A 24,716-nucleotide genomic window follows, 5' to 3' on the forward strand; every position below is an offset into this window, starting at 1 on the left:
AAAAATAACGTGAACAGGGCTCCTATGGCTGACCAATTTGACCTTGAATGCCGCAATGTGGTCAAAACCTTTGACGACTTTACCGCCGTCGATGACATTTCCCTTGCGATCCCGAAGGGTTCTTTTTTCTCGATCCTGGGTCCAAGCGGATGTGGCAAGACGACGCTTCTTCGGATGCTGGCAGGGTTTCAGGCGCCAACATCCGGTGACATCCTGATCAAGGGATCATCGGTGCTTGGCGTTCCGCCAAACCGTCGGCCTGTCAATATGGTGTTTCAGCATTTGGCCCTGTTTCCGATGATGAATGTCGCGGAAAACGTTGCCTATGGTCTGAAACGGCGCGGTGTTGACAAACAAACGATTGCCAAAAAGGTCAACGAAACCTTGGCCCGTGTCGGGTTGCCCGATACCGGGCCCAAACAGGTCAATCAGCTTTCCGGCGGTCAGAAACAGCGCATCGCCATTGCCCGCTGTCTGGTGCTTGACCCGGCTGTGCTTCTTCTCGACGAGCCATTGGGCGCGCTTGATCTTAAGTTGCGCGAACATATGAAAGTCGAACTCAAACAGCTTCAGCACGAGATCGGCACCACCTTTGTCTATATCACCCATGACCAGTCCGAAGCGCTGGTGATGTCGGATCAGGTTGCCGTCATGAATGCCGGCCGTTTTGAGCAGGTGGGCGCACCACAAGATCTTTATTACAACCCGAAAACAGCATTCGTTGCCGGCTTCGTTGGAGAAAGCAACCGGTGGACCGGAACAATCGGTAGCTGTGATGACAACAAGGTCGAAGTCATCCTTCCGACTGGCGGCAAGGTGTTGGCCAAACGCGATGTGCATATGCCCTTGGTCGAAGGTCAGAATGTCGAAATCTTTGTCCGCCCCGAAGCCATCGCAATTGACGGGGCCAGTGATGCTGAAAACACCATTTCCGCCAAGGTGGAGAACGTTCTGTTTAATGGTGCGGCAAGCAGCCTGCAGGTTCGTGATGTTGCAACCGGTCACGAGATGACGGTGGCACTACCGCAAACCGGTGCGTATGCGTCGGTGCGGGCCGGTGACGAAATCACACTTGGCTGGACTGTTGAAAATACCCGATGCTTTGCTGCTAACCAAAGCGGAGCAGGGGCATGAACAAATCCGCGTCCATAACCGCGGGCGGCACTTTCCGCTTCGGCTTACTGCTTTTGGCAATGCCGTTGCTGCTGTGGCTGTTTCTGCTGGTTATTCTTCCGCATGTTGATCTTTTTCTGGTGTCGATGCGTGAACGTATTTCGTACGGGAAATATGAATTCAGCCTGATCAACTATATCGAATTCTTTGCTGAACCCCTGTATTGGAACACCTATGTCCGCACTGCGGTCATGTCTATTTTCGCAACGGCTTTGACCCTGATTATCGGTTTTCCGGTTTCCTATTACATCGCCAAAGTGATGCGAGGCAAAGGCAAGAACGTTCTGTTCCTGATGTGCCTTATCCCGTTCTGGGTGTCAGAGCTTGTGCGGACCTTCGGCTGGATGATCCTTTTGCGTGAAAGCGGTGTCATCAGCAACTTCCTGCAATGGGCCGGCCTTGCGGATGGTCCGGTTGAAATGCTTTATAACGATGCGGCTATCATGGTTGGCCTTGTTTACACATCCATGTTGTTCATGGTTGTCCCCCTTGTGTCGGTTCTCGACAGTCTGGATGACAGCCTGATTGAGGCCGGTTATGACCTGGGCGGGAATGCATTTACCGTGACCCGCGATATCGTTATCCCGCATGCAATGCCCGGTATTGCGTCCGGTTGTATCGTGGTCTTCATGCTGACGCTGGGTAATTACCTGACCCCAAATCTTTTGGGTGGAAAAGACAGCCTGTGGTTCACAGAGCAGATCTATACCCAGTTCATCACACGCTTTAACTGGGAATCCGGCTCCGCGTTTGGGTTCCTGTTGCTGATATTGTCGTCCGTAATTGTATGGGTTGGCCTGAAACTCAGCAAACAGACGCTTTCGGAAACCGTGGGCTAGGGGGAAGACATGATACCAAGCATTCCGCAGCCCAAATTCTACAAGGGCTTGTATTCAACCTATATCGCGTTGTTCTTTGTTTATCTGAGCGCACCGCTGATTGTCGTTGGCGTATTTGCCTTCAATGACAGTCTGTTTCCGTCAATGCCGTGGGAAGGCGGCACGTTGGCGTGGTTTTTCGGGAATGAAGATCCCTATATCGGCATCTTCAATGACACCAAGCTTCTTGAAAGTGTCGGCGTTTCGGCGTTTGTTGCCTTCTGGGTTATGGTTCTGTCCGTAACAGTCGGAACATGTAACGCGTTTCTGTTCGAACGCAGCAAGTTTCCCGGCAAGAATCTGCTTTATATTGTTTCGTTATCGCCTTTGGTCATCCCCGGGGTTATTCTGGGGATATCCATTCTGGTGTTCTCGAACGCGATTGCCAATGGCATCGAAGAGGCGATTGGCTGGGACCTCGAATTTCTGCGTCCGGGGCTGTTTCTGGTGATTATTGGCCAGTTCGCCTTTGTCACGACCATCACGACGCTTGTGATATCCGCACGCCTTCGCAAATTCGACGTCAGTCTTGAAGAAGCCGCCTTGAACCTTGGGGCGACACGGCGGGCCGCACTGTGGACGATCACCATTCCCTTCCTGAAGCCGGCATTGATCGGCGCCGGGATCGTCGCGTTTCTGATGTCATTTGAAAACTTCAATACGACCTTGATGCTGGTCGGTTCTGACGCGCCGCTGACCATTGCCATGTTTGACCGCTTGAAACAGGGGTCAACACCTGTTCTGAATGCGTTATCACTGCTTCTGATGGTTATTTCCGGCGGGTTGGCGTTGCTGTCGGTCTTTGTCCAGCGCGACAGCAAAAACTGATCGGGGCACATGTCCGTTCAGTTGCGAACAAAATGAAAGGGCGGCAGAAATGCCGCCCTTTGTTTTGTTGTGGCCGTTTTTAGTCCAAAGTATTGATTATCGCCGCTTTAACAATTGTCATTAAACCGCAATAAAAGATTAACATTGACGGCAGTGGCGAACTTGGTTTCGCAAGGAAGCGAGCCACGACAAGTGGAAAAATGGCCGTACACTTCACCATTCTCTACTGTTCATGTGAACATAACCATGCATCAGTTTGTGAGTTTTTAGACGGCAATGCGGCGTTATATTGATCATTTGCGCGTTCAAAAAGTAAATTTCCGAAAACTGTCACTTGAGGAAACAGGTCTCCCGACAGAAAACAAATGCGTTGTGGCGAACCGGGCAACAGGCGGTTTGACGCAGATGTCTTTTTAATTGGGAGCTAACAAATCATGTTTCGCAAGACGCTTATGGCAGCGGCTGCTGTGTTTGCACTTGGCAACACCGCAGAAGCAGCAACGGAGATCACCTGGTGGCATGCCATGGACGGCGCGCTTGGCGGTGTGGTTGATCAGATCACCGCAGATTTCAATGCGAGCCAGTCCGACTACCACCTTGTAGCCGTGAACAAGGGTGGCTACGAAGACACCATGACCGCCGGTATCGCTGCATTCCGCGCGAAAAACCAGCCGAACATCATCCAGATCTTCGACGCCGGTGCGGCAACGATCATTAACGCAAAAGGCGCTGTTAAGCCGGTTCAGGACCTGCTTGAAGAAAACAACGTCAAATTTGACATCAATGATTACATCCCGGGTGTTCGTTATTTCTATGCCGATTCTGACGGCAAGATGATCGGAATGCCGTTCAACAGCTCGACCCCGCTTCTGTATTACAACAAGGAAGCCCTTGCCAAAGCCGGTGTTGATGTGCCGAAGACCTGGCAGGAATTCGAAGAAGCAGCTCCGAAGCTTAAAGAAGCTGGCTATATCGCGCTTGCCCAGTCGCACAGCCCGTGGATCTTCTTTGAAAACTTCATGTCCCGTCACAACTTGCAGATGGCCACTGCCAATAACGGTTATGACAGCACTGACGTTGAAATCCTTTATAACAACGACGCGCTGAAAGATCATTGGCAGCACGTCAAGGATTGGAAAGACGCCGGATATTATGGCTATTACGGCCGTGCATGGGGCGCGAACCAGGACGCCTTCGTTCAGCAGCAGGTTGCCATGTGGATCGGTTCGTCCGGCTCCTTCGGTGGCCTTCGCAAGTCGGCCCAGTTTGACTTTGGTACGTCGACCCTTCCGTACTGGAAAGGCGTTGGTGATGCCCCGAAATCAACCTTCATCGGTGGTGCTTCGCTGTTTGCTTTCTCGGGCCATAGCGCGGAAGAAGATGCAGGCGTTGCTGCATTCTTCCAATTCCTGACCAAGCCGGAAACCCAGTATTACTGGCACAAGGAAACCGGTTATGTGCCGATCACCAATGCGGCATATGAACTGGCGAAAAAAGACGGCTATTACAAAGAAAGCCCGGATGCAGAAGTCGGCATTCAGCAGCTGTCTGAAGAAGGTGGCGACTGGACCAAAGGGTACCGTCTTGGTTTCTATGTCCAGATCCGCGAAGTCATCTATCGTGAAGTCGACAAAATCATGAACGGCGAAGAAACCGTTGATGCAGCCTTCAACACGATCGAAGAAGAAGCCAATGGCCTTCTGAAGCGCTTCAACGACACCTATTCCAACTAAACAGCCTTACGCAAATGCGGGGCGGCCCATTGCTGGTCGCCCTGTTTTGCATTTTCCGGACGTGATTAATGGTGGCGTGAGCGATGAAGCGCGTACAATTTGAACATAGCGCGGTGCCGTATCTTTTTATTGCACCCCAGATTTTGATTATTTCGATATTTTTCCTGTGGCCTGCCGCACAGGCGGTTTACCAGTCCTTCCTGCTTGAAGACGCGTTTGGCATGTCGTCGCAGTTCGTCTGGTTCCGCAATTTCGAGGATGTACTGTCAAGCGCGTCTTGGAGCCGGTCTGCGATCTTTACAGTGATCTTTTCGGTACTGGTTGCGGTTATTTCGATCGCAATTTCACTTTTCCTGGCCGTTCGTGCAGACGAGGTCATTCGCGGGGCAAAATCCTATCGGACACTTCTGATGTGGGGATATGCGATTGCGCCGCCGGTGGCCGGATTGCTGGGCAATATGATGTTTAACCCGTTGATGGGCGATCTTTACAAGGCCTTCAACAGTTTCGGCTTTGAATTCAATCATATCCAGAATGCCAATGATGCGGCTTTTGTCGTCATTCTGATTGCGGTCTGGAAGCAGGTCAGCGTCAATTTCATTTTCTTCCTGTCCGGCCTTCAGGGAATTCCGAAATCGGTTCAGGAAGCAGCCACACTTGATTGCAAAAGTGCTGAACGGCGTTTCTGGACGATTACATTCCCGCTTTTGGCACCAACGACATTCTTCCTGCTGGTGATCAACCTGACCTACGCGTTCTTTGAAACCTTTGGCATCATTGACGTATCGACCAAAGGTTCGCCGGGCGGGGCCACGGCGACCCTTGTTTACAAGGTCTATGTCGATGGGTTCATCGGTGCGGATCTTGGCGGCAGTTCGGCCCAGTCGGTGCTTCTGATGATCATGGTCAGCGTACTGACGGTGTTCCAGTTCCGGTTCATCGAACGCAAAGTGCATTACTAGGGGGCCCCAGATGTATCAGTCGAAATGGCGAATTTTTACCAACCACACAATTCTGATTTTGGGCGCGCTCTTTATGATCATGCCGGTCTGGATTGCCTTTGCGTCATCGACGCATACCCGTGAATTCATTTTCCAGAACGGCCTGCAATTCTGGCCGGGTGGACATATGATCGATAATTACGGGGCGATCCTGTTTGATCCGTCGGCCACAAAGGGCAGGGTCACCGCACTTGAAATGCTGTTTAACAGCATGGTGCTGGGGCTTGGCTTTGCAATTGGCAAAGTCATTATCTCGATGATGGCAGCCTATGCGATTGTCTATTTCCGGTTCAAGCTGGCGGTGCCGCTTTTCTGGGTGATCTTTTCGACCCTGTTGCTTCCGCTTGAGGTACGCATTGTGCCCTCATACGAGGTGGTGGCAAACCTTGGCTTGTTAAACACCTATACCGGGTTGATCCTGCCGCTGATTGCATCGGCGACCGGGACTTTCTTTTTCCGGCAGTTTTACCGCTCGGTCCCGGATGAGCTGCTTGAAGCCGCCCGTTTGGACGGGGCAGGGCCTATCCGGTTCTTTATCGATATTCTTGTACCGCTTTCGGTCACCATGATTGCTGCGATCTTTATCATCATGTTTGTCGTTGGCTGGAACCAGTATCTCTGGCCGCTTCTGATGACCACCGATGATCAGCTTTATACCATCGTGATCGGCATCAAGCAGGTCTATAACTCGCTATATGAAGGCGGACAAATCCCGCAGTTTCCCAAGGCATTTGCCCTGACAATCATGGCCACCATTCCGCCGGTTCTGGTGGTGGTCATCTTCCAGCGCATGTTCATCAAGGGTCTGGTCGAGACAGAGAAATAATTCTGTCTCCCGCCACTTGCTGAGCTGACAACAACTGATCCGAATACAGGATACCACGATGGCAACAGTTACCCTTAATCAGGCTGAAAAGACCTATCCGAACGGCTTCAAGGCCATTCATGGCATTGATCTTGCCATTGAAGATGGCGAATTTACCGTCCTTGTCGGACCGTCCGGATGCGGAAAATCAACCTTGCTGCGCATGATCGCCGGCCTTGAAAGCATTTCAGGCGGTGAAATCAGCATCGATGGCAAGGTCGTCAACAAAGTGGCACCGGCTGATCGCGATATTGCAATGGTGTTTCAGAACTATGCGCTTTATCCGCACATGAACAATTTTGACAATATGGCTTATGGCCTTCGCAATCGCGGCTATAGCAAGGCCGATATCGAAAACAAGGTTCGCGAAGCAGCCCGAATTCTTCTGCTTGAAGATCACCTTGATCGCAAACCTCGTCAGCTTTCCGGTGGGCAGCGTCAACGCGTAGCCATGGGCCGCGCGATTGTTCGCCAGCCCAAAGTCTTCCTGTTTGACGAACCGCTTTCAAACCTTGATGCCAAGCTGCGCGTTGATATGCGCCTTGAAATCAAGAACCTTCAACAGCGTCTTGGCATTACATCTGTGTATGTCACCCATGACCAGGTCGAAGCCATGACCCTTGCCGATCGTCTTATTGTCATGAATGGCGGCGTTGCCGAGCAGATCGGGACACCGATTGACATATATGAAAAGCCGGCAACCCGGTTCGTGGCAGGGTTCATTGGATCACCGGCGATGAACTTCCTCGATGGCGTTATTTCCGACGATGGTAAACATGTGACTGTCGGCGACGGGGTGATGCTTGATATCGACCATAATATTACTGGTGGACGGGCTGTTGTAGCGGGCATCCGCCCGGAACATCTCAGCATCGCGCAAGCCGGGCAGGGAACGATCAATGCAACTGTCCGCATGGTGGAATCCCTTGGGGCAGAAACCCTTGTTTATCTGGATTTCGGAAGCAAGGCCGACAATGTCACGCTTCGCCTACAAGGGACCCACAACTTTTCCAGAAATGATGCCCTTGGTCTAACAGTGCCGGCCGACAAAATTCATCTGTTCGATACGGAAAGTGGCAAGCGTCTTTAATCGCTGTTTACAAGCTGATGTCACACACCTCCGGCATATATCCTGTGCCGGGGGTATTTTTGTTTCGTCTATCGGTCAATTTGCCCTTGTCTCGCAGGGGGCGAACGGGGTAGTTCGTATCGTCAAAGAACATGGAGATCACCGTGCAGCCAGACATTAAAAAATCCCTGTATGCCGAAGCAGAAAAAGAACTGATCAGCATCACAGAGGGCGAAACGGACGTCACCGCATTGATGGCGACCGTATCGTGCATCCTGTCGGAGAAGTTTGATTATTACTTCTGGACCGGCTTTTACGTGGTTGATCCCCAAAAGGAAAATGAACTGGTCGTCGGCCCGTATCAGGGCACGCTGGGCTGCTTGCGCATTCCATTCGGTCGTGGCGTATGCGGAACAGCTGCTGCCACCCGCGAGACCCAGCTTGTTGCCGATGTCCACGCATTTCCGGGGCATATCGCGTGCGACAGCCGTTCCAATTCCGAAATCGTCGTTCCGGTCATCAATCGTGATGGACAGTTGATTGCGGTGCTTGACGTGGATAGTGTCGAGTATGGCTCGTTTGATGAAACGGATCGCGTTTCACTTGAAACTTTAATGCAGCGCATTTTTGCGCAATGATAATTCACAAGTCCTGATCATTCGGGACAGCGGACAACACAAACTTGGAAGATAACCCATGGCTGGTAGTGTCAATAAAGTCATTCTCGTCGGGAACCTCGGGCGCGATCCTGAAATCCGGTTCACCCAGGCCGGTAAGAAAATCGCTAATTTCAGCATTGCGACCTCCGAACAGTGGCGCGACCGTCAGTCTGGAGAGCGCCGCGAGCGTACCGAATGGCATCGCATCGTAGTCTTCAACGAAGGCCTTGCAGACGTTGTCGAGCGCTTCGTCAAAAAAGGCAGCAAGCTTTATATCGAAGGCCAGCTGCGTACCCGCAAATGGCAGGGACAGGACGGCAAGGACAACTATACGACCGAAGTCGTGCTTGAAGGCTTTAACTCCAACCTGACCATGCTTGATAACCGCGGCGAAGGTGGCGGCGGCATGGGTGGCGGTTCATCATCCGGCGGCGGTTATGGCGGCTCTGACAATGGCGGCTTCGGCGGCGGTTCTGACGCGGGCTGGGGTAACGGCGGGTCGTCGGGCGGCGGTTCCGCACCGGCCGGCGCACCGGACCTGGATGACGAAATTCCGTTCTAAGAATTCATCACTGACATGATCTTCAAAACACCCCGGAACAAAGCTGTTTCGGGGTGTTTTCATAAAGCAGTAAGTTCATTCCGTACGCTGTCTCTATTGACGGTCCTTTTTTGTAACATGATCAACAACAGACAGATTGTGACTTTCGTGCAAAGATGATTTCAATCAGACAACCAGACCTGTTTGGCAGGTTTGGAAACTCAATGGTTCATGTGTTTCTACGCGTTGCCAAGCATTGTTAGATCGTGCTATCGCGTTACAAATCAAATAGAAACCCGGATATTTGCTGGCAACAGCAAACATTTCAGAAGGCAAGTAGATCCGATTTGGTAGGCCCAGTTTTTGGAACCCCGCGCATGGGGCAAAGCTATGTTGTTCAGGACTGCTCCTATGCCGTTATTCAAAATGGCGAGGGCAAGGTTGCTGTTGCGCGCACACCCAAGGGGATCGTTCTTCTGGGGGGCGGGGTTGAGCCGGGTGAAAGCGAACAGGATGCGCTTTATCGCGAAGCCTATGAAGAGTCCGGATATCGCATCCGGATTATTTCGCGTCTGGGATTTGCATCACAATATGTGAACAATTTCGCCAAAGGCAGATACCGGCTTAAGCGCGGCACCTTCTTTGAATGCGAACTGACAGAAAAACTCGGCCCGCCGCTTGAAGACGACCACGAACTGGTCTGGATGCCGTATCAGGAAGCCCATGACAGTCTAATCAGACCATTTCATCGCTGGGCACTGGAATTTGTCAGCTCTGCTAGCCGCAGCACTTCTTGAACTTTTTCCCCGATCCGCACGGGCAGGGATCATTACGGCCGGCTTTGCCTCCTTTACCGGTGGCAACTGCACTTGTGCCCTGGGTGGCAATAGCGGCCGACTGGTCTTCTGATGGAAAGACGCCGTCAACATAGAACCATTTGCCGTCGCGCCGGACGAAATTTGATCGTTCATGCAACTTATATGTTTGTCCGTTTTCAATGAAGCTTGCGACAAATTCGACTATCCCCGTCTGATCGAGGAGGCCGCCCTTTGCGCGGTCGATGATTTCAAGTCCGGTCCACTGGGTTTGATCATCCCTGATCCCATCGGCATCGAAATCCGCCCGTTTTTCCGGGGCAAGGGTTGCCGCAAGGTAGTCACCATTGCGAACCACAAATGCACTATAGCGTGATCGCATCAGCTTTTCGGCTGTTTCCGGCATGCTGTTGCCCGCATGAAACCGGCCACAACAATCGCCATAGGTTTCCCGATTGCCGCAGGGGCATGGATTTGTCGATGGAAAAGCAGACATACGATATTCCCGGTAATCAAGCGTGGTGCGCAACCCTATATCAGGCGGTTCGCGGATACCAGTTCCTTTGATTTCGACGGTTACCTTTTGGTCACCTTGTAACCGTGTATTTGACTAAGGGTCATCAGTGACACCGAATTTGGACAGCTTGCCTTTGTTTTGCCTCATATCGATTTTACCGTGAATTATTGGCATTCCGAGTACCCGACAGTGTTTGTCGGCTATCGATCGTAAAATGCTGATATTGGATGATTAATATAACTGAAATACCGGTCAGAAGTTCTTGACTGATTTGGTCAGGTTTAGATATATTAAGAATTGCGGGTGGGGGCCCAAAGGCACCGCCGGATCAAAGTCCGGCCTATTGGCGGACATGTAACTTGTCGATTTGCTTCATGTAAGGATGAGACACCATGAATGAACTTCTTATTAGCGTCTGCTGTCCTCTTCCATAGTCATCTATGGAATGAAATTGCGACCGGACTTGCGATATCTCCCATTAAGTTCCGGTCGTCCAAGTGAATAAATTCACAACCGACAGTGTTTGCGCGTCATCTAATCTTTGACGGACTCCGTATTCAATACAGATGTCGACGCGTAAACCTCTCAGGAGGACATAGAATGAGCGCCATTAAATTACCAGCCGTTCCCCAGGATGAGGGATTTTCGGGTTATCTCCGCGAAGTTTGGAAGTTTCCGATGCTTACCGCGGACGAAGAATACATGCTGGCCCATCGTTATCAGGATCATGATGACACCGCGGCCGCCCACAAACTTGTGACCAGCCACTTGCGTCTTGTTGCCAAAATTGCGTTCGGGTATCGCGGCTATGGCTTGCCGATGGCCGACCTGGTTGCCGAAGGCAATACCGGCCTGATGCGTGCCGTCCAGAAATTTGATCCGGAACGCGGTTTCCGTCTGTCGACCTATGCGATGTGGTGGATCCGTGCTGCGGTAACCGAATATATTCTGCAAAGCTGGTCCATGGTCAAACTCGGCACCATGGCCGCGCAGAAGAAACTGTTCTTCAGCCTGCGCAAGGCAAAACGTCAGCTCAATATCTATGACAATGGCGAATTGTCCCCCGATGAGGCTGATCAGGTTGCCGAAAAGCTTGGCGTAACCGGCCGTGAAGCACTTGAAATGAACCGTCGCCTGGCGGCACGTGATTTCTCGCTGAATACGCCGATGCCAAAAGACGAGGGGATGGAATATCTCGATACCCTGTCATCGGATGCACCAAGCCCGGAAGCAATCGTTGCCGATGCCGAGGAACGTGTTCTTCATAACGGCATGCTGAAAAACGCACTTGGTGAATTGCCTGAACGCGAACAGGAAATCATCAAGGCCCGTTTCCTGAGCGATGATCCGATCACGCTTGAGAAACTCGGTGAACGTTTCGGTGTCAGCCGCGAACGTGTCCGTCAGTTGGAAGCCCGTGCTTTCAAAAAGCTGCAGGAAAGCGTTCTGATGCAGCATGCACAAGCCTGATCGGGCGGGAAGCAAACAATCAAAAGGCGGCACCTTGATGTGCCGCCTTTTTTGTATCTGCCAGCAGCCCCGTTTCGGGACTTGGGGACTTGGGGACCTGGGGTCTCGGGAACTTTGGCAGTTAACGGCCTTCAAGGACCGCACGGGATTTCGCGATCACGTCGACGGTTTTGCTCCACAAACCGTATTTCGTGACATCGCCAACCTTGACCCATTTTGCATCGGCCGCATCCCCCCCCAGACTGATGTCGGGGTTAAGGGCAACCGCAACGAAATCAATCAGGGTATAGTGATATTCCACCTTGTCGTCTTCGGTTCGTGAAATCAGATCAACCGTATCGACCAGGATCGGACTTGAAATTTTAACACCGGTTTCTTCCATGACCTCGCGGCATACTGCGTCGCGAACGGTTTCGCCGATCTCTTGCGCGCCGCCGGGAATGCTCCAGCTGCCGATATTGGGTTCCTTGCCACGCTGAATAAGCAGGACATGATCCTGATGCCAGACAACCGCACCAACACCGATCATCGGCCGCGGTAAAAACGTTCTTTCGTCAAGCTCGGAAATCGTCATCATCTTCTTCCAAATCATCGTCCGGATCAGGGACTTCGTGAACTACCTGACCGGTCATTTCGCGCGCACGAATGCCGGTTGTACCAAGAAACTGGTCTTCGGATTCCGGATGCAAGGACATCACGAAATCCCGCGCAGGCGCGTCGCCAAGGGCGAATTGCCGTGCGGTTTCATAATCCGGGGCCCGGACCTTGGCCGTTTTCACCCCGACCGAGCCATCATTGTCGTAAATATATTCGACTATCCAGACCTTCAAAACGTCTCCACAACGGTTCTGTTTGCCTATTTGCGGTTTGTTTGGTTGCGCCGCAAACTTGAATACTGCTATCACTTCAAGGAACGGGGAAACCCGATCCGATGTCGCAGCAATGCCATATTCTTACTTACAAATACTAAATACCAAAGGCTATTCTTACCAATAGCTGTCTGGTTGCGGCACTTCAGCACAGGTGATCAATGAACGCCAAGCGCGACGACACAAATGATACGGAAAATCAGGGTTCCGGTCATGTTCTTCCCAGCCCGGGCTTTTTCGCCCGGATGCGGGCATATTTTCTGACAGGTATTCTTGTAAGCGCGCCGCTTGCAATCACGTTCGGTCTGGCCTGGTGGTTTATCGAGTTTGTCGATAGCAAAGTCATCCCACTAATCCCGTCACACTACAATCCCGAAACATATCTGCCGGCGGGCTATCAGGATTACGGCATTCCCGGCCTGGGACTTCTGGTCGTTCTGGTCTTCATCACCATTGTCGGCTGGTTTACGACCAACTTTGCCGGTCGGGCACTGATCAAGCTTTACGAGCGCATCCTCGGCCGCATTCCGGCCGTGCGCAGCATCTATAGCGCGGTAAAACAGATTCTTGAAACCGTGTTGGCCAACCAGTCCAATGCGTTCCGGCAGGCGGTGTTGCTGGAATATCCGCGTCGCGGGATGTGGGCGATCGGCTTTATTACCGGCCAGACCAAGGGCGAGGTGCAAAACCTTACCGAAGACACGGTCATCAACATCTTTTTGCCGACGACCCCGAACCCGACATCTGGCTTTTTGTTGTTCGTGCCGCGTCGCGATATCATCATTCTCGACATGACCGTGGAAGAGGCGATCAAAATGGTCATGTCCGGGGGTATCGTTACCCCGCCGGACCGCCGCCCGCCCGAAGAACAAAGCCAGCCAAAGGTCGCGGCAAAGACCTATGAAGATGTGGATGTGCTTCGTGAAAAGGAAAATGTCCCGATTTTGGTTGCGCGCGATATTCCCGCGCGCATCGATCCGGATGCGGATACATCCCCGAAGGATGGCAAAACACGCGAAGACGCATAGCCTGTTACAGCTTGCCAAACAAAACAAAGGGCGCCAGATATCGGGCGCCCTTTGTCATTTCTAGCCAGACCGGAAATAGCGTACGGCCTCGTCACGTTCAAACAGATACAGCAACAAACGCAACGCTTCGCCGCGCGCCTTTTGCAAATCCGGATCGCGATCAACAATCAGCCTTGCATCATCGCGTGCAATCGCCAGCAAATCCCCATGAAGCTCAAGGTTCGCCAGGCGGTATTCCTGAAGACCGCTTTGCCGCGTCCCCAGAACCTCGCCGGCGCCGCGTAATTTCAAATCTTCCTCGGCAATTACAAAACCGTCTTCGGTTTCGCGCATGATTTTAAGGCGTGATTTCGACACCGGACCAAGCGGACTGCCATATAGCAGCAAACAGGTGGACGCCGCATCGCCACGCCCGATGCGACCACGCAGCTGATGGAGCTGTGCCAGACCAAAACGTTCTGAATGCTCGATTACCATGATGGTCGCCTCGGGGACGTTCACCCCGACTTCGATAACCGTTGTCGCAACCAGGATGGACGTCTCGCCATGGGCAAAACGCTCCATGACCTCGTCCTTTTCCTTGCCCTTCATCTTGCCATGAACAAGGCCGACACGGCTTTCACCAAAAAGCTCAACCAGCACACGATAGCGTTCTTCCGCTGCTTGCAGATCCAGCACTTCTGAATCCTCCACCAGCGGGCACACCCAATAGATCTTTGTGCCGGTACGGATCGCGCGCCCAATGCCGGAAATCACATCATCGACCTTGTCGATAGGAAGCACGCGTGTATCCACCGGCTTGCGACCGGGTGGTTTTTCGTCAAGACGCGAAACTTCCATATCGCCGAACGCGGTCAGGGTCAGTGTCCTTGGGATCGGGGTTGCCGTCATCACCAGCACATCCACGGCCTGACCTTTGCCCGCCAGCATCAATCGTTGATGCACACCAAACCGGTGCTGTTCGTCAACCACGGCAAAGGCAAGGTCCCTGAACACCACGTCATCCTGAAACAGTGCATGTGTTCCGACCGCAATCTGGACTTCGCCACTTGCGAAACCTTCCAGCGATGTCTTGCGGGACTTTCCCTTGTCCCGTCCGGTCAGGATTGCGCAACTGACCCCTATCTTTTCAAGCAAAGGGGCAATGGTTTCAAAATGTTGCCTGGCCAGAATTTCAGTCGGAGCCATCAATGCGGCCTGTCGCCCGCATTCGACCGCGTTCAGCATCGCCATCAGGGCAACCACCGTCTTGCCCGAACCAACATCCCCCTGCAAAAGACGCAACATACGACCTTCGCTTGCCATATCAGCATAGATGTCCGTCAACGCGCGTTGCTGTGCGCCTGTCATGGCAAAGGGCAGGAGGCCCGCCAACGCATCGCGAAGCCCGCCATCCCCCTTGGTCACACGCCCGCCAAGCTTGCGCATTTTGGCGCGAATAAGCGCAAGGGCCAGCTGATTTGCCAGCAATTCATCATAGGCCAGCCGTTTGCGCGCCGGATGATCGGGCGACAGATCTGTTTCATCTTGCGGATTATGAACAATATTCAGGGCCGTTTTAAGGTCCGGCCATTTATGGCGCGCAACAAGTGCCGGATCATGCCATTCCGGCAAGTCGGGCAGGGTGCCAAGGGCTGCGCGCGCGGCTTTGGTCAATGTTTTGCCGGTAACGCCAGCAGACATCGGATAGACCGGCTCAACCGTTTGAATTTCGTCACGTTCGGCCTCTGTCCCGATCCGGTCGGGATGCGTGATCTGGTATTCGCCGCGATAATGATCAATCTTTCCCGACACAATGCGTTTTTCACCCACCGGCAAAACGTCATTCAGGTATTTTGCGCGCGCATTGAAAAACGCCAGAACAAGCGTGCCGCTTTGAGTTTTGCAAATCACACGGTAAGGACGGCGGCGGTTGGGGGAAGGATCATGCCGCTCGACCCACACATCCATTGTTACGACAGACCCGTCAATTGTTTCGCTTAACGGCGGGGACAAGCGGCGATCAATGATCCCGGATGGCAAGTGCCATAGTAGATCGGCTACATGTTCTCCGCCAATCAACCGGGCAACAAGCGGCTTTAACCGTGGACCAATGCCCGGCAGGGTGTCGATTTCAGCAAAAAGCGGGAACAGAATTTCCGGGCGCATGACGGTTTTGGTTGCAACTTTTGATGAGAACGTTAATAGAACAATTGCGTTTATGGCACGGGTATACAACAAAATTATCGCGGGACAACCGGCAAGTCACCAATTGATGCAAATTCAGGTGATCGGCACCATGGACCCGGATCGTATTTTACCGTAAAAACCATGCCACAGAATTGCAGACAGCCGGCCCTCCCGCCGGGCGGCTATCAAAGAGTTAAATCAGGAGATCGACCATGACTGACAACATTTCGGAACTCGAAATGCGTCGCAAGAAACTGTTGTTCCGGGGCGGCCATCGCGGCACCAAGGAAAACGATATCCTGATGGGGCGTTTCATGGAAAAACACCTGAGCACCCTGACCGAAGAACAGCTTGATACGTTCGAGGCACTGATCAACGAAGTACCGGATGCAGATTTCTTCAAATGGGCAACCGGCAAGGAACAAGCGCCAGCCCAATATGACACGGATGTTCTGCGGATGATCCGGGAACTTAGCAACGCCTGATAAAGCATTGAGTAAAATCAAAGAAATCATATCGACCAAAGGTCGGAAACGTGTTGGTGGTGTCCCGGAAGGGGCCGACGCCCTGATCCTGCGTGAGTTGCTTGACGCTGCCGGAACCAACCAAACGGTTCTTCATATTGCGCGCGATGACAAACGCATGTCGCAATTGGCAGAGGCGCTTCGGTTTTTTGCCGGCGAAGTCGACATATTGACGCTTCCGGCCTGGGATTGCCTTCCCTATGACCGGGTATCCCCGATCGCGGAAGTAACCGCACGGCGTATCGAAACCCTAACCACCCTGGCAGAGGGCACAAAGCCGGCCGCCGGGCAGGGTCGCATTGTGCTTACAACCGCGGCGGCCGCCATCCAGCGTGTCCCGCGGCTTGAAGTAATGCGCAAGGGTAAACTCGCCTTCAAGGCCGGATCGGAATATGACCGGTCTGAACTGACCGCCTATTTCGAACGCATGGGATATAACCGCGCCGAGCAGGTCATGGAACCCGGCGACTATGCCGTGCGCGGCGACATTGTCGATATCTTTGCACCGGGCATGAAAGAACCTGTGCGCCTTGATTTCTTTGGGGATGAAATTGAAAGCATCCGCCGCTTTGACGTTGAAACACAGCGCACCGTTGGCAAGGTCAAGGAAATCGCCCTGTTGCCGGTGGGCGAGGTATTCCTTGATCCCGACAGCATTTCACGGTTCCGAAGCGGGTATCGCGAATTGTTCGGCGCGGTTTCGCAAACCGATCCGCTATACGAGTCAATTTCAAACGGCCTGAAATATGGTGGCATGGAACACTGGTTGCCACTGTTCCATGACGGGCTTGATACGATCTTTGCCTATCTGCCAGATACCATCGTCACACTGGATTACCAGTATGGCGAGGTCATCGAAAACCGCCTTGAAATGATTGACGATTATTATCAGGCACGTCTGAATATCAAAGGCGGCGGTCTTTCGGGTGATAATGTCTATAAGCCGGTTCCGACCGAACGACTTTATCTTGATCAGGCCGAATTTGACCGGATGCTGGCAGATCGCGTCGTTCTTGAATATTCGCCATATTATGACGATGAAAACCCGGAGCGCGGCATCTTTGACCTTGGTGCACGGGCGGGGCGTGATTTTGGTGACGTGCGTGCGCGTGCTGATACCAACCTTTATGACGAACTACGCGATTTCATCACGACCCAGCGCGGCAAGGAAAATCAGGTTGTCATTGCGGCCTATTCCGACGGGTCACGTGATCGTATGGTATCGCTTCTGCGCGAACATGGGGTTGGCAAGGTTGTCACATGTGAATGCTGGGAAGATATCACTGATGATTTGACCCATGAACATGTTGCGGTCGTCATCCTTGATATTGAACGCGGTTTCCGTCGTCAGGGCCTGTGGTTTGTAACCGAACAGGACATCCTCGGGGATCGCATGAGCCGTCCGGGCGGTCGTCGCCGCAAGGCGGACAACTTCCTGCGCGAAGCATCCGAAATCTCCGAAGGCGATCTTGTTGTTCACCTTGAACACGGTATCGGGCGTTATCTTGGCCTTAAAACCGTGACGGCGGGTGGCGCACCGCATGATTGTCTTGAGCTTGAATATGATGGCGGTGACAAGCTGTTTGTCCCGGTCGAGAATATCGAAGTCCTGTCGCGTTACGGCTCGGACGAAGGCATATCAATCCTTGATAAACTGGGCGGTGTTGCCTGGCAGGCCCGCAAGGCCAAGCTGCGCGAACGTATCCGCGACATGGCCGGCAAGCTGATCAAGGTTGCCGCCGAACGCCATTTGCGCAAAGGTGCGCAATTACAGGCACCCGAAGGAAGTTACGACGAATTCTGTGCAAGCTTCCCGTTTGCCGAAACCGAAGACCAGGCGCGTGCCATCCGCGATACACTTGATGACCTTGCCGCTGGCAAGCCTATGGATCGCCTTGTCTGTGGCGATGTCGGCTTTGGCAAGACCGAGGTTGCCATGCGTGCGGCCTTTGCTGCGGTAATGTCTGGTAAACAGGTCGCCATTGTCGCACCGACCACCTTGTTGTGCCGCCAGCATTACCTCAATTTCAAGCAACGCTTTGACGGGCTTCCGGTTCGGGTCGAACAGCTTTCGCGCCTGGTCACCGGCAAAAATGCCAAACTGGTCAAAGACAACCTTGAAAGCGGCCATGTTGATATCGTCTGTGGTACCCATGCGTTGTTGGGCAATGGCGTACATTTCAAGGATCTGGGTCTTCTGATCATTGATGAAGAACAGCATTTCGGCGTGAAACACAAAGAACGCCTGAAAGAACTGAAATCAGACGTGCATGTGCTGACCCTTACCGCGACACCGATCCCGCGGACGCTGCAATTGGCACTGACCGGGGTCAAGGAACTGTCGATTATCGCCACGCCGCCGGTCGACCGCCTGGCGGTTCGTACATACATCACGCCCTATGACCCGGTGGTTGTCCGCGAAGCCATCCTTCGCGAACGTCATCGTGGTGGTCAGATTTTCTATGTCTGTCCGCGCGTGAACGAACTTGGCCGGGTGGCCAAGGAACTCGAAAATCTGGTGCCGGAAATCAAGTTCGATGTTGCCCACGGTCAGATGGGCGCCCGCGATCTTGAACAGGTGATGACTGATTTCACCGATCGCAAATTTGATCTTTTGCTTGCGACCAACATCATTGAATCGGGTATCGACGTTCCCAACGCCAATACCATGATCATCCATCGTGCGGATATGTTTGGTCTGGCACAGCTTTATCAGTTGCGCGGGCGGATTGGCCGCTCAAAACAGCGTGCCTATGCCTATCTCACACTTCCGAACGGCAAGAAACTGACAGCAACGGCGCTGAAGCGTCTTGAAGTCATGCAGACACTCGACAGCCTTGGCGCCGGGTTCAACCTTGCCAGCCATGACCTTGACATTCGCGGGGCAGGGAACCTGCTTGGCGAAGAACAATCCGGTCATATCAAGGAGGTCGGGATTGAGCTGTATCAGCAAATGATCGAAGAAGCCGTGGCCGAGGCCAAGGGCGAAATTGATGCTTCCGAAGATGCAAGCTTTGTCCCGCAGATCAATATCGGTATGCCGGTTCTGATCCCGGATCGCTACGTGCCTGATCTTGGCGTGCGATTGGGTCTTTATCGTCGGATTTCCGAATTGCGATCACGCGAAGAAGTCGACCAGTTCGCGGCCGAGATGATCGACCGGTTTGGCAAATTGCCCAAAGAAGTCGAAAACCTTCTGGATGTTGTCACGATCAAGCAATGGTGCCGTGTCGCCAATATCGAAAAGCTTGATGCGGGCCCCAAAGGCGCACTGATCACGTTGCGCAATAACGAATTCCCGAACCCGGCCGGATTGATCGGCTTTATCCAGCAGCAGGTTGGCGTTGCCCGCCTGCGTCCTGACCACAAGATTGTCTATTCAGCTGGCTGGGATGGACCGACAGATCGACTGGAAGGCCTTAAAAGGCTGATGAAGCGGCTTTCCGATATTGCCGTCGCAACTTAAAGAAAAGGCGGGTAACAAACTGTTATCCCGCCTTTTTTGATTTCTCACTTGCTGATCAGGCCGGTATTTCTTCCTGTCGCGCAAGACGGATCATCCGTTGCAAAATGTCGGGTTCCTGTGCCCCCGACAAAGCATGACGGCTGTTAAACAGGAAACAGGGCACACCGGTCACACCCATTTGATGGGCCACACGATTTTCCTGTCCGACAAATTCCCGATCCATATCATCGGCAAGATATTCAAGAATTTCATTTCGGTCTTCGCCATGGCGAACCGCGATATCGGCTAAAAGCTCATGATCGCCAATGTCCTGGCCTTTCAGGAAATAGGCGACAAACAGATCTTCGACCAGCGCATTGCCAACAGCCGGGCGTTCCGCACACATCTTGTAAATCAGGCGATGGGAATCTGTTGAATCGGGTGTGACCTTGATCTGGTCAAATTTGAAGTCAATGCCGACAGCTGCCCCGGCATCTTCGATTGCCTTATAGACCCGTGCAGCACTTTCTGATCCGCCGAACTTTGCCGACAAATACAGTTTGCGGTCGATGCCGCCACTGGGCATGTCCGGATTCAGAAGGAAAGGGCGCCACGTGATCATCAACTGATCAAGCTTTTCGCGTGCCAGCGCCTTTTCCAGTCGTTTTTTACCGATGTAACACCATGGGCAAATCGTATCGACAATGGCCTCGATCCGGATCGGTGCCGTTGTTGTTTCACTTTGTCCGATTTGCCAGTTCATGATGCTATCCATTCAAAAACGATGTTCCCGCCGCAAGTGGCGCAATACCAAGGTGATCGGCAACCGTTTGTCCGATATCGGCAAACGTTTCCCGCAAACCGAATGGCCCCGGTGCGATCGCCGGACCAAAGGCCATGATCGGCACAAATTCGCGGGTATGATCATTCCCGCGCCATGTCGGGTCACATCCATGATCGGCGGTGATAATCACCAGATCACCGGGTTTGAGGGCTGCGCGCAATTCAGGAATTCGTTTATCGAACTCCTCAAGCGCGTTGGCATAACCCGCAACATCGCGACGGTGACCGAATTCCATATCGAAGTCCACCAGGTTGGTGAACACAATGCTGTTATCAGGTGCGTCGGCAATTTCGGTCATCATGGCGTCAAACAGTGCCATATTGCCCGATGCCTTGACCTTCTTGGCAATACCGCGATGGGCATAGATATCGGCGATCTTGCCAACTGAAATGACCTTGCCACCCGCATCGCTGAACCGGTCAAGAAGGGTTGGTTTGTGCGGGGGAACGGCAAGATCACGGCGGTTTGCAGTCCGTTTGAAATCAGCCGGGCTTTCGCCGACAAACGGACGGGCAATCACGCGACCGATATTATGCGGCTCGACCAGTTTGAAGGCGATTTCGCAAACTTCATAAAGTCGTTCAAGCCCAAAATGTTCTTCATGTGCGGCAATCTGAAACACGCTATCGGCCGAGGTATAGCAAATCGGCTTTCCGGTCCTGATGTGTTCTTCGCCCAGTTCGGCAATGATCGTCGTGCCAGATGCGTGACAATTGCCCAAAATCCCCGGCAGATTGGCCTGTTCAATCAGGGCATCGGTCAGTTCGGACGGGAAGGTCGGAACCGTCATCGGAAAATAGCCCCAGTCAAAATCGACCGGCACACCGGCGATTTCCCAGTGACCGCTTGGCGTATCTTTACCGCGCGACAGTTCCTTGGCATGGCCAAACGCACCAATCATCGCCCCGCCATGATCAAGTCCCGGCGGCACACGACCGGTTGCGTCGCGTGCAGCTTCGCCAAGGCCAAGTGCAACCATGTTCGGGATATTGAGTGGACCGCTGCGCTGATCATTATCAGCCAGCCCCTTGGCACAATGTTCGGCAATATGTCCGAGCGTATCAGATCCCTGATCCCCGAACTTCGATGCATCCGGTGCAGAACCGATACCGAAACTGTCCGCTACGATGATGATGGCACGTGCCATGGATATTTTCCTTCAAACCAGAAGCTGCGAAAACCTGTGTCGCAGATAGTCAGTCGTCTTAGTAATTGCCAGTCGCCGCGGGCGCATCCGACGGTTTCGACCCGCAGGTTTCAAGCAGGGCGGTCAAAACCCCGCTGGCACCAAAACGGAACGTTTCGGGTTTTGCCCATCCGTCCCCCATGATGTGGTCGGCGATTGCGATATACAGTGCGGCGTCATCGGTGGTCTTGACCCCGCCAGATGCCTTGAAACCGGCGTCAATGCCGTCTTCTTCTTTGGCATCCCGGATGGCCGTCAGCATTGCCACAGCCGCTTCTGGCGTGGCACCGACGGGAACCTTCCCGGTTGAGGTTTTGACGAAATTGGCCCCGTGCCTGATCGCAAGGCGGGCGGCATCATAGACCTTGGCAAGGTCGTCAAACTCGCCGCTTTCAAGAATGACCTTCATGGTGGTCATCGTGCCGCACGCCATCCGGGTCGCATCAACAACATCGGCGGCAATCGCGGCATCCCCGTCAATAAAGGCCTTATAGGGGAAAACAAGATCGACTTCATCCGCACCCTTGGCAACGCAATCGGCTGTTTCATCGCCAACGCGCTGGGCATTGGTGCCACCTTCGGGGAAGTTTACAACAGTGGCCGTCTTGACCCCGGACTGCCCCAGCGCCCGCCAGGACGTTTCGATAAAGGGCGCATAGACACAAACCGCGGCTGTATTGCCCTCGGGTGTTTGGGCGCGCTTGCACAGGGCTTCGATGACCTCTGGCGTGTCATCGTCATTCAGACTGGTCAGGTCAAGAACGGAAATGGCACGACGTGCAGTATCGGCGTCAGCTACTGCTTTTTTGCGGGCAGCGGCAATCACGTCGGAAACAGTTTTCGGGTCGAACATCGGAATATCCTTGCAACGCGCATCGCGCGACTTGTCGGTTTTAGGTGTGCACACCAGACAATCTGGCATCGAATGGTGGCAGAAGTCGGTTCACTTAATGCTTCTGGCATTAAAGATAAAGACGGATCGTCCAATCGCCAAGAAGGTATCCAACCTTACCCCGGCAATCAATCGATCCGTCCAAAACACAGTTTCAATCAAAACAGCAGAACTGCCTGACAACTGCCGTCCAAAATCCTATTTCGACAGCAGCAATTGTCCTTCGCGGCCGGGTAGTGGTTTTTCACCGGCGACCGAACACAAATAGCCCCCCGGCACTACAAGGCGGATACCAAGGCGGGAATAGAGGATTCCGTCCGTGCGGCTTGAAAACGGCGTTTTCTGACCGGTTTCACAATCCAGCACATAACCCAGTTCCTGACCGGCCTTAACCTGTGCGCCGGCTTCAACGGAAAAGACAACCATGCCACCATGAACCGCAGCAACACGATCAACACCGGAAAGCGGCGTCGCATCACATTTCGGTTCGGGCAGGGGACCCGGATCCCCTGCAACAAGGCCGCGGCGCTGCAGGAACTTGAACATGTTCAGGGCATCGGGGATGGCATATTCATCATAAACATCCCGGTCACCACGCAATTCGATTGTTGTTGCTAGGGTCGCCATCGGGATCGGGAACTGATCACCATAGGCACGGCGCAGCTCGACCCATGGGCGGCTGAATGCTTCATCAAACGGGTTGTCACCACTGATTTCGGCAATGAGGGAACATTCCGATCCGATCTGTGCGGAAAGGTCGGCGGCATCGGGCCAGTTATGGTCACTGATATAAAGATGCATCGGCGCTTCCCAGTCGCAATGCAAATCCAGGACATAGTCCGCATCGATCGCCAGTTCGGCAAGTGTAAGGCGCAAATCCTGCAAATCGGTCAGCGGACTTACATCTTTGCGGTGTTGCGCAATCAGTTTGCGAAGTTCGGCCCGGATCAGTTTGACGTTCGCGTCGGCATCCTGACCGAGTTTGCCGTCAACGGCAGCAATCAGCGCAGGGCTAAGATCCGGGTAATGGCGATTGAAATTCTGGCCGCTGCGCAGTTCAAACCGGCCAAGCGGCTTCATATCGACATATTGGGTAAGACCGATCGGGTTGGCAAACGGAACAACAACAATCTCACCGGTGATTTCACCCTTGGCATCGGCTTCTTTCAGCAATGCTTCAAGATGATGAAGGGTGATGACACCGGGCAACTCGTCTGCATGCAATGCTGCCTGAAAATAGGCTTTCGGACCGGCTCCGGCCTTGCCATAGCGGCGCACGGTAAGGGCGCGTGACGTGCCCATTTGCGGGCGAACGAGTTCAATGCGTTCTTCTTGCATTTTGGTTTCCTGAAAAATGGTGGCGTGGGGCAAAACAGCCCGGACGGAAACAGATCATCACCAAAGTTCTGGCATATGATTGTTACCGGCTTCCGGGCCGTTTGAGTATTCAAATTCAGTCAAGGTCAGGTAGGTAGCGCCTTGGTATTTGCTGAATGCTTGTCTTTTCGGCGTTCGTTCCGGCGCAGGTATCGCTCCATGCCCTTGAAGCCGAAAGTCAGCGTATAAACAATGATCAGATAAATCACGCCAGCCGAAATAAACGCCTCATAGGGAAGGGCGGTTCGCGCAACGATTTTACGCGCGGCACCGGTAAGCTCCATCATGGTCACGGTAGATGCCAGTGACGTCGCCTTAAGGGTAAAGATCACGTCATTGGTGTAAGCCGGCCAGATCATTTGCCACATCCGCGGGAAGATAATCCGGCGATAGGTGGTCCAGGGTGTCATTCCGCATGCACGCGCAGCTTCGAGTTCACCACTTGGGACGTTCTGAATGCCACCGCGCATGATTTCAGCAACATAGGCCGATGTATTGAGCACAAAGGTCAGCAGGCAGTACCAATAGGGATTGCGAAGATAGACCCAGCTCCAATGATCCTGGATGCCGTCAATGTTCGAAATCAGCTGTCCGACGCCATAATACATCATGAACAGCTGCCCGATCAGGGGCGTTCCGCGAAACACATAGATGAAGGCAAAAGGAACGGCCTGGACCCAGACTTTTTTGGACACGCGCGCCACCGCAAGCGGAATGGCCAAAATCGTTCCAAAGGTAACCGAGATTACCAGCAGCTCCATCGTCAGCAAAAAGCCACGCCAAAGCCAGGTATCATATTTGCCAAGAACGTAAATCAGATCTTCAAACATATC

23 protein-coding genes are annotated in these 24,716 nt (G+C 53.1%); 14 read left to right on the forward strand and 9 right to left on the reverse strand.

Annotated elements, in window-relative coordinates:
• Nucleotides 1–24 precede the first annotated feature (24 nt).
• The 10 genes from M9H61_RS03975 (at nt 25) to M9H61_RS04020 (ending at nt 9,544) form a co-directional block, all read left to right on the forward strand.
• Nucleotides 25–1,134, forward strand: a complete 1,110-nt coding sequence (locus M9H61_RS03975; protein WP_250283527.1) for an ABC transporter ATP-binding protein — start codon at nt 25–27, stop codon at nt 1,132–1,134.
• Entirely contained in the window at nt 1,131–2,012 is an 882-nt protein-coding gene (locus M9H61_RS03980) for an ABC transporter permease (RefSeq protein ID WP_068519092.1), read from the forward strand. Before M9H61_RS03975 ends, M9H61_RS03980 begins: the two co-directional genes overlap by 4 nt.
• Nucleotides 2,013–2,021: 9 nt before the next feature.
• The gene (locus M9H61_RS03985; protein WP_250283528.1) at nt 2,022–2,879 is read left to right on the forward strand and encodes an ABC transporter permease; all 858 of its coding nucleotides are present in this window, start codon (nt 2,022–2,024) and stop codon (nt 2,877–2,879) included.
• Between the two features lie 434 nt (nt 2,880–3,313).
• The gene (locus tag M9H61_RS03990; protein WP_068519090.1) at nt 3,314–4,612 is read left to right on the forward strand and encodes an extracellular solute-binding protein; all 1,299 of its coding nucleotides are present in this window, start codon (nt 3,314–3,316) and stop codon (nt 4,610–4,612) included.
• Between the two features lie 83 nt (nt 4,613–4,695).
• Nucleotides 4,696–5,574: an ABC transporter permease subunit gene (locus M9H61_RS03995; RefSeq protein WP_068519089.1), complete on the forward strand. Its 879-nt coding sequence runs from the start codon at nt 4,696–4,698 to the stop codon at nt 5,572–5,574.
• A gap of 10 nt (nt 5,575–5,584) precedes the next feature.
• Entirely contained in the window at nt 5,585–6,439 is an 855-nt protein-coding gene (gene ugpE / locus M9H61_RS04000; RefSeq protein WP_068519088.1) for a sn-glycerol-3-phosphate ABC transporter permease UgpE, read from the forward strand.
• Between the two features lie 58 nt (nt 6,440–6,497).
• On the forward strand, nt 6,498–7,568 hold the full coding sequence (locus M9H61_RS04005) for a sn-glycerol-3-phosphate import ATP-binding protein UgpC (RefSeq protein WP_250283530.1): 1,071 nt from the start codon (nt 6,498–6,500) through the stop codon (nt 7,566–7,568).
• Between the two features lie 143 nt (nt 7,569–7,711).
• On the forward strand, nt 7,712–8,185 hold the full coding sequence (locus M9H61_RS04010) for a GAF domain-containing protein (protein WP_250283532.1): 474 nt from the start codon (nt 7,712–7,714) through the stop codon (nt 8,183–8,185).
• 58 nt (nt 8,186–8,243) lie between these two features.
• Entirely contained in the window at nt 8,244–8,768 is a 525-nt protein-coding gene (gene ssb / locus M9H61_RS04015; protein WP_068519085.1) for a single-stranded DNA-binding protein, read from the forward strand.
• 356 nt (nt 8,769–9,124) lie between these two features.
• Nucleotides 9,125–9,544 (forward strand): NUDIX hydrolase, encoded by a 420-nt coding sequence (locus tag M9H61_RS04020; RefSeq protein WP_250283534.1) that lies wholly within the window; start codon nt 9,125–9,127, stop codon nt 9,542–9,544.
• Here the strand turns inward: M9H61_RS04020 and M9H61_RS04025 are convergent.
• The gene (locus M9H61_RS04025; protein WP_250283536.1) at nt 9,525–10,058 is read right to left on the reverse strand and encodes a YchJ family protein; all 534 of its coding nucleotides are present in this window, start codon (nt 10,056–10,058) and stop codon (nt 9,525–9,527) included. The two genes, M9H61_RS04020 and M9H61_RS04025, sit on opposite strands and share 20 nt — an antisense overlap.
• Nucleotides 10,059–10,679: 621 nt before the next feature.
• Here M9H61_RS04025 and rpoH point away from each other — a divergent pair.
• The gene (gene rpoH, locus M9H61_RS04030) at nt 10,680–11,549 is read left to right on the forward strand and encodes an RNA polymerase sigma factor RpoH (RefSeq protein ID WP_068519083.1); all 870 of its coding nucleotides are present in this window, start codon (nt 10,680–10,682) and stop codon (nt 11,547–11,549) included.
• 121 nt (nt 11,550–11,670) lie between these two features.
• Here the strand turns inward: rpoH and M9H61_RS04035 are convergent, their stop codons facing one another.
• Both M9H61_RS04035 and M9H61_RS04040 read right to left on the reverse strand, forming a co-directional pair.
• Complete coding sequence (locus tag M9H61_RS04035) at nt 11,671–12,123, reverse strand: NUDIX hydrolase (RefSeq protein ID WP_068519082.1); 453 nt, start codon at nt 12,121–12,123, stop codon at nt 11,671–11,673.
• Nucleotides 12,104–12,379: a hypothetical protein gene (locus M9H61_RS04040; RefSeq protein ID WP_114113258.1), complete on the reverse strand. Its 276-nt coding sequence runs from the start codon at nt 12,377–12,379 to the stop codon at nt 12,104–12,106. Before M9H61_RS04040 ends, M9H61_RS04035 begins: the two co-directional genes overlap by 20 nt.
• Nucleotides 12,380–12,579: 200 nt before the next feature.
• Between M9H61_RS04040 and M9H61_RS04045 the strand changes: the two genes are divergently transcribed.
• Entirely contained in the window at nt 12,580–13,446 is an 867-nt protein-coding gene (locus M9H61_RS04045; RefSeq protein WP_250283538.1) for a DUF502 domain-containing protein, read from the forward strand.
• A 60-nt stretch (nt 13,447–13,506) separates the two neighbouring features.
• Here M9H61_RS04045 and recG read toward each other — a convergent pair whose 3' ends face one another.
• Nucleotides 13,507–15,594, reverse strand: coding sequence for an ATP-dependent DNA helicase RecG (gene recG / locus M9H61_RS04050; RefSeq protein WP_250283539.1), 2,088 nt, complete (start codon nt 15,592–15,594; stop codon nt 13,507–13,509).
• Between the two features lie 233 nt (nt 15,595–15,827).
• Between recG and M9H61_RS04055 the strand changes: the two genes are divergently transcribed.
• Together M9H61_RS04055 and mfd are read left to right on the forward strand one after the other, a co-directional pair.
• The gene (locus M9H61_RS04055; RefSeq protein WP_068519078.1) at nt 15,828–16,100 is read left to right on the forward strand and encodes a succinate dehydrogenase assembly factor 2; all 273 of its coding nucleotides are present in this window, start codon (nt 15,828–15,830) and stop codon (nt 16,098–16,100) included.
• Nucleotides 16,101–16,107: 7 nt separating this feature from the next.
• Nucleotides 16,108–19,605, forward strand: a complete 3,498-nt coding sequence (gene mfd, locus M9H61_RS04060; protein ID WP_250283540.1) for a transcription-repair coupling factor — start codon at nt 16,108–16,110, stop codon at nt 19,603–19,605.
• Between the two features lie 55 nt (nt 19,606–19,660).
• Here mfd and M9H61_RS04065 read toward each other — a convergent pair whose 3' ends face one another.
• The 5 genes from M9H61_RS04065 to M9H61_RS04085 form a co-directional block, all read right to left on the reverse strand.
• The gene (locus tag M9H61_RS04065; RefSeq protein ID WP_250283543.1) at nt 19,661–20,347 is read right to left on the reverse strand and encodes a DsbA family oxidoreductase; all 687 of its coding nucleotides are present in this window, start codon (nt 20,345–20,347) and stop codon (nt 19,661–19,663) included.
• Nucleotides 20,348–20,351: 4 nt separating this feature from the next.
• Nucleotides 20,352–21,575: a phosphopentomutase gene (locus M9H61_RS04070; RefSeq protein WP_250283545.1), complete on the reverse strand. Its 1,224-nt coding sequence runs from the start codon at nt 21,573–21,575 to the stop codon at nt 20,352–20,354.
• A 58-nt stretch (nt 21,576–21,633) separates the two neighbouring features.
• A complete protein-coding gene (deoC, locus tag M9H61_RS04075; protein ID WP_250283547.1) occupies nt 21,634–22,467 on the reverse strand; it encodes a deoxyribose-phosphate aldolase in 834 nt (277 codons plus the stop codon).
• A gap of 237 nt (nt 22,468–22,704) precedes the next feature.
• Entirely contained in the window at nt 22,705–23,844 is a 1,140-nt protein-coding gene (locus M9H61_RS04080; protein WP_250283549.1) for a succinylglutamate desuccinylase/aspartoacylase family protein, read from the reverse strand.
• A gap of 125 nt (nt 23,845–23,969) precedes the next feature.
• Nucleotides 23,970–24,713, reverse strand: coding sequence for an ABC transporter permease (locus tag M9H61_RS04085; RefSeq protein ID WP_101246208.1), 744 nt, complete (start codon nt 24,711–24,713; stop codon nt 23,970–23,972).
• Nucleotides 24,714–24,716: the final 3 nt, after the last annotated feature.

Source organism: Thalassospira sp. GO-4, assembly GCF_023588965.1.
Classification (GTDB): domain Bacteria; phylum Pseudomonadota; class Alphaproteobacteria; order Rhodospirillales; family Thalassospiraceae; genus Thalassospira; species Thalassospira povalilytica.

What these genes read in the sequence shown, in the direction of transcription:
- M9H61_RS03975 (WP_250283527.1), top strand. Translation starts at nt 25, where the DNA reads ATGGCTGACCAATTTGACCTTGAATGCCGCAATGTGGTCAAAACCTTT.
- M9H61_RS03980 (WP_068519092.1), top strand. Translation starts at nt 1,131, where the DNA reads ATGAACAAATCCGCGTCCATAACCGCGGGCGGCACTTTCCGCTTCGGC.
- M9H61_RS03985 (WP_250283528.1), top strand. Translation starts at nt 2,022, where the DNA reads ATGATACCAAGCATTCCGCAGCCCAAATTCTACAAGGGCTTGTATTCA.
- M9H61_RS03990 (WP_068519090.1), top strand. Translation starts at nt 3,314, where the DNA reads ATGTTTCGCAAGACGCTTATGGCAGCGGCTGCTGTGTTTGCACTTGGC.
- M9H61_RS03995 (WP_068519089.1), top strand. Translation starts at nt 4,696, where the DNA reads ATGAAGCGCGTACAATTTGAACATAGCGCGGTGCCGTATCTTTTTATT.
- ugpE (WP_068519088.1), top strand. Translation starts at nt 5,585, where the DNA reads ATGTATCAGTCGAAATGGCGAATTTTTACCAACCACACAATTCTGATT.
- M9H61_RS04005 (WP_250283530.1), top strand. Translation starts at nt 6,498, where the DNA reads ATGGCAACAGTTACCCTTAATCAGGCTGAAAAGACCTATCCGAACGGC.
- ssb (WP_068519085.1), top strand. Translation starts at nt 8,244, where the DNA reads ATGGCTGGTAGTGTCAATAAAGTCATTCTCGTCGGGAACCTCGGGCGC.
- M9H61_RS04020 (WP_250283534.1), top strand. Translation starts at nt 9,125, where the DNA reads ATGGGGCAAAGCTATGTTGTTCAGGACTGCTCCTATGCCGTTATTCAA.
- M9H61_RS04025 (WP_250283536.1), bottom strand. Translation starts at nt 10,058, where the DNA reads ATGTCTGCTTTTCCATCGACAAATCCATGCCCCTGCGGCAATCGGGAA.
- rpoH (WP_068519083.1), top strand. Translation starts at nt 10,680, where the DNA reads ATGAGCGCCATTAAATTACCAGCCGTTCCCCAGGATGAGGGATTTTCG.
- M9H61_RS04035 (WP_068519082.1), bottom strand. Translation starts at nt 12,123, where the DNA reads ATGACGATTTCCGAGCTTGACGAAAGAACGTTTTTACCGCGGCCGATG.
- M9H61_RS04045 (WP_250283538.1), top strand. Translation starts at nt 12,580, where the DNA reads ATGAACGCCAAGCGCGACGACACAAATGATACGGAAAATCAGGGTTCC.
- recG (WP_250283539.1), bottom strand. Translation starts at nt 15,594, where the DNA reads ATGCGCCCGGAAATTCTGTTCCCGCTTTTTGCTGAAATCGACACCCTG.
- M9H61_RS04055 (WP_068519078.1), top strand. Translation starts at nt 15,828, where the DNA reads ATGACTGACAACATTTCGGAACTCGAAATGCGTCGCAAGAAACTGTTG.
- M9H61_RS04065 (WP_250283543.1), bottom strand. Translation starts at nt 20,347, where the DNA reads ATGAACTGGCAAATCGGACAAAGTGAAACAACAACGGCACCGATCCGG.
- M9H61_RS04070 (WP_250283545.1), bottom strand. Translation starts at nt 21,575, where the DNA reads ATGGCACGTGCCATCATCATCGTAGCGGACAGTTTCGGTATCGGTTCT.
- deoC (WP_250283547.1), bottom strand. Translation starts at nt 22,467, where the DNA reads ATGTTCGACCCGAAAACTGTTTCCGACGTGATTGCCGCTGCCCGCAAA.
- M9H61_RS04080 (WP_250283549.1), bottom strand. Translation starts at nt 23,844, where the DNA reads ATGCAAGAAGAACGCATTGAACTCGTTCGCCCGCAAATGGGCACGTCA.
- M9H61_RS04085 (WP_101246208.1), bottom strand. Translation starts at nt 24,713, where the DNA reads ATGTTTGAAGATCTGATTTACGTTCTTGGCAAATATGATACCTGGCTT.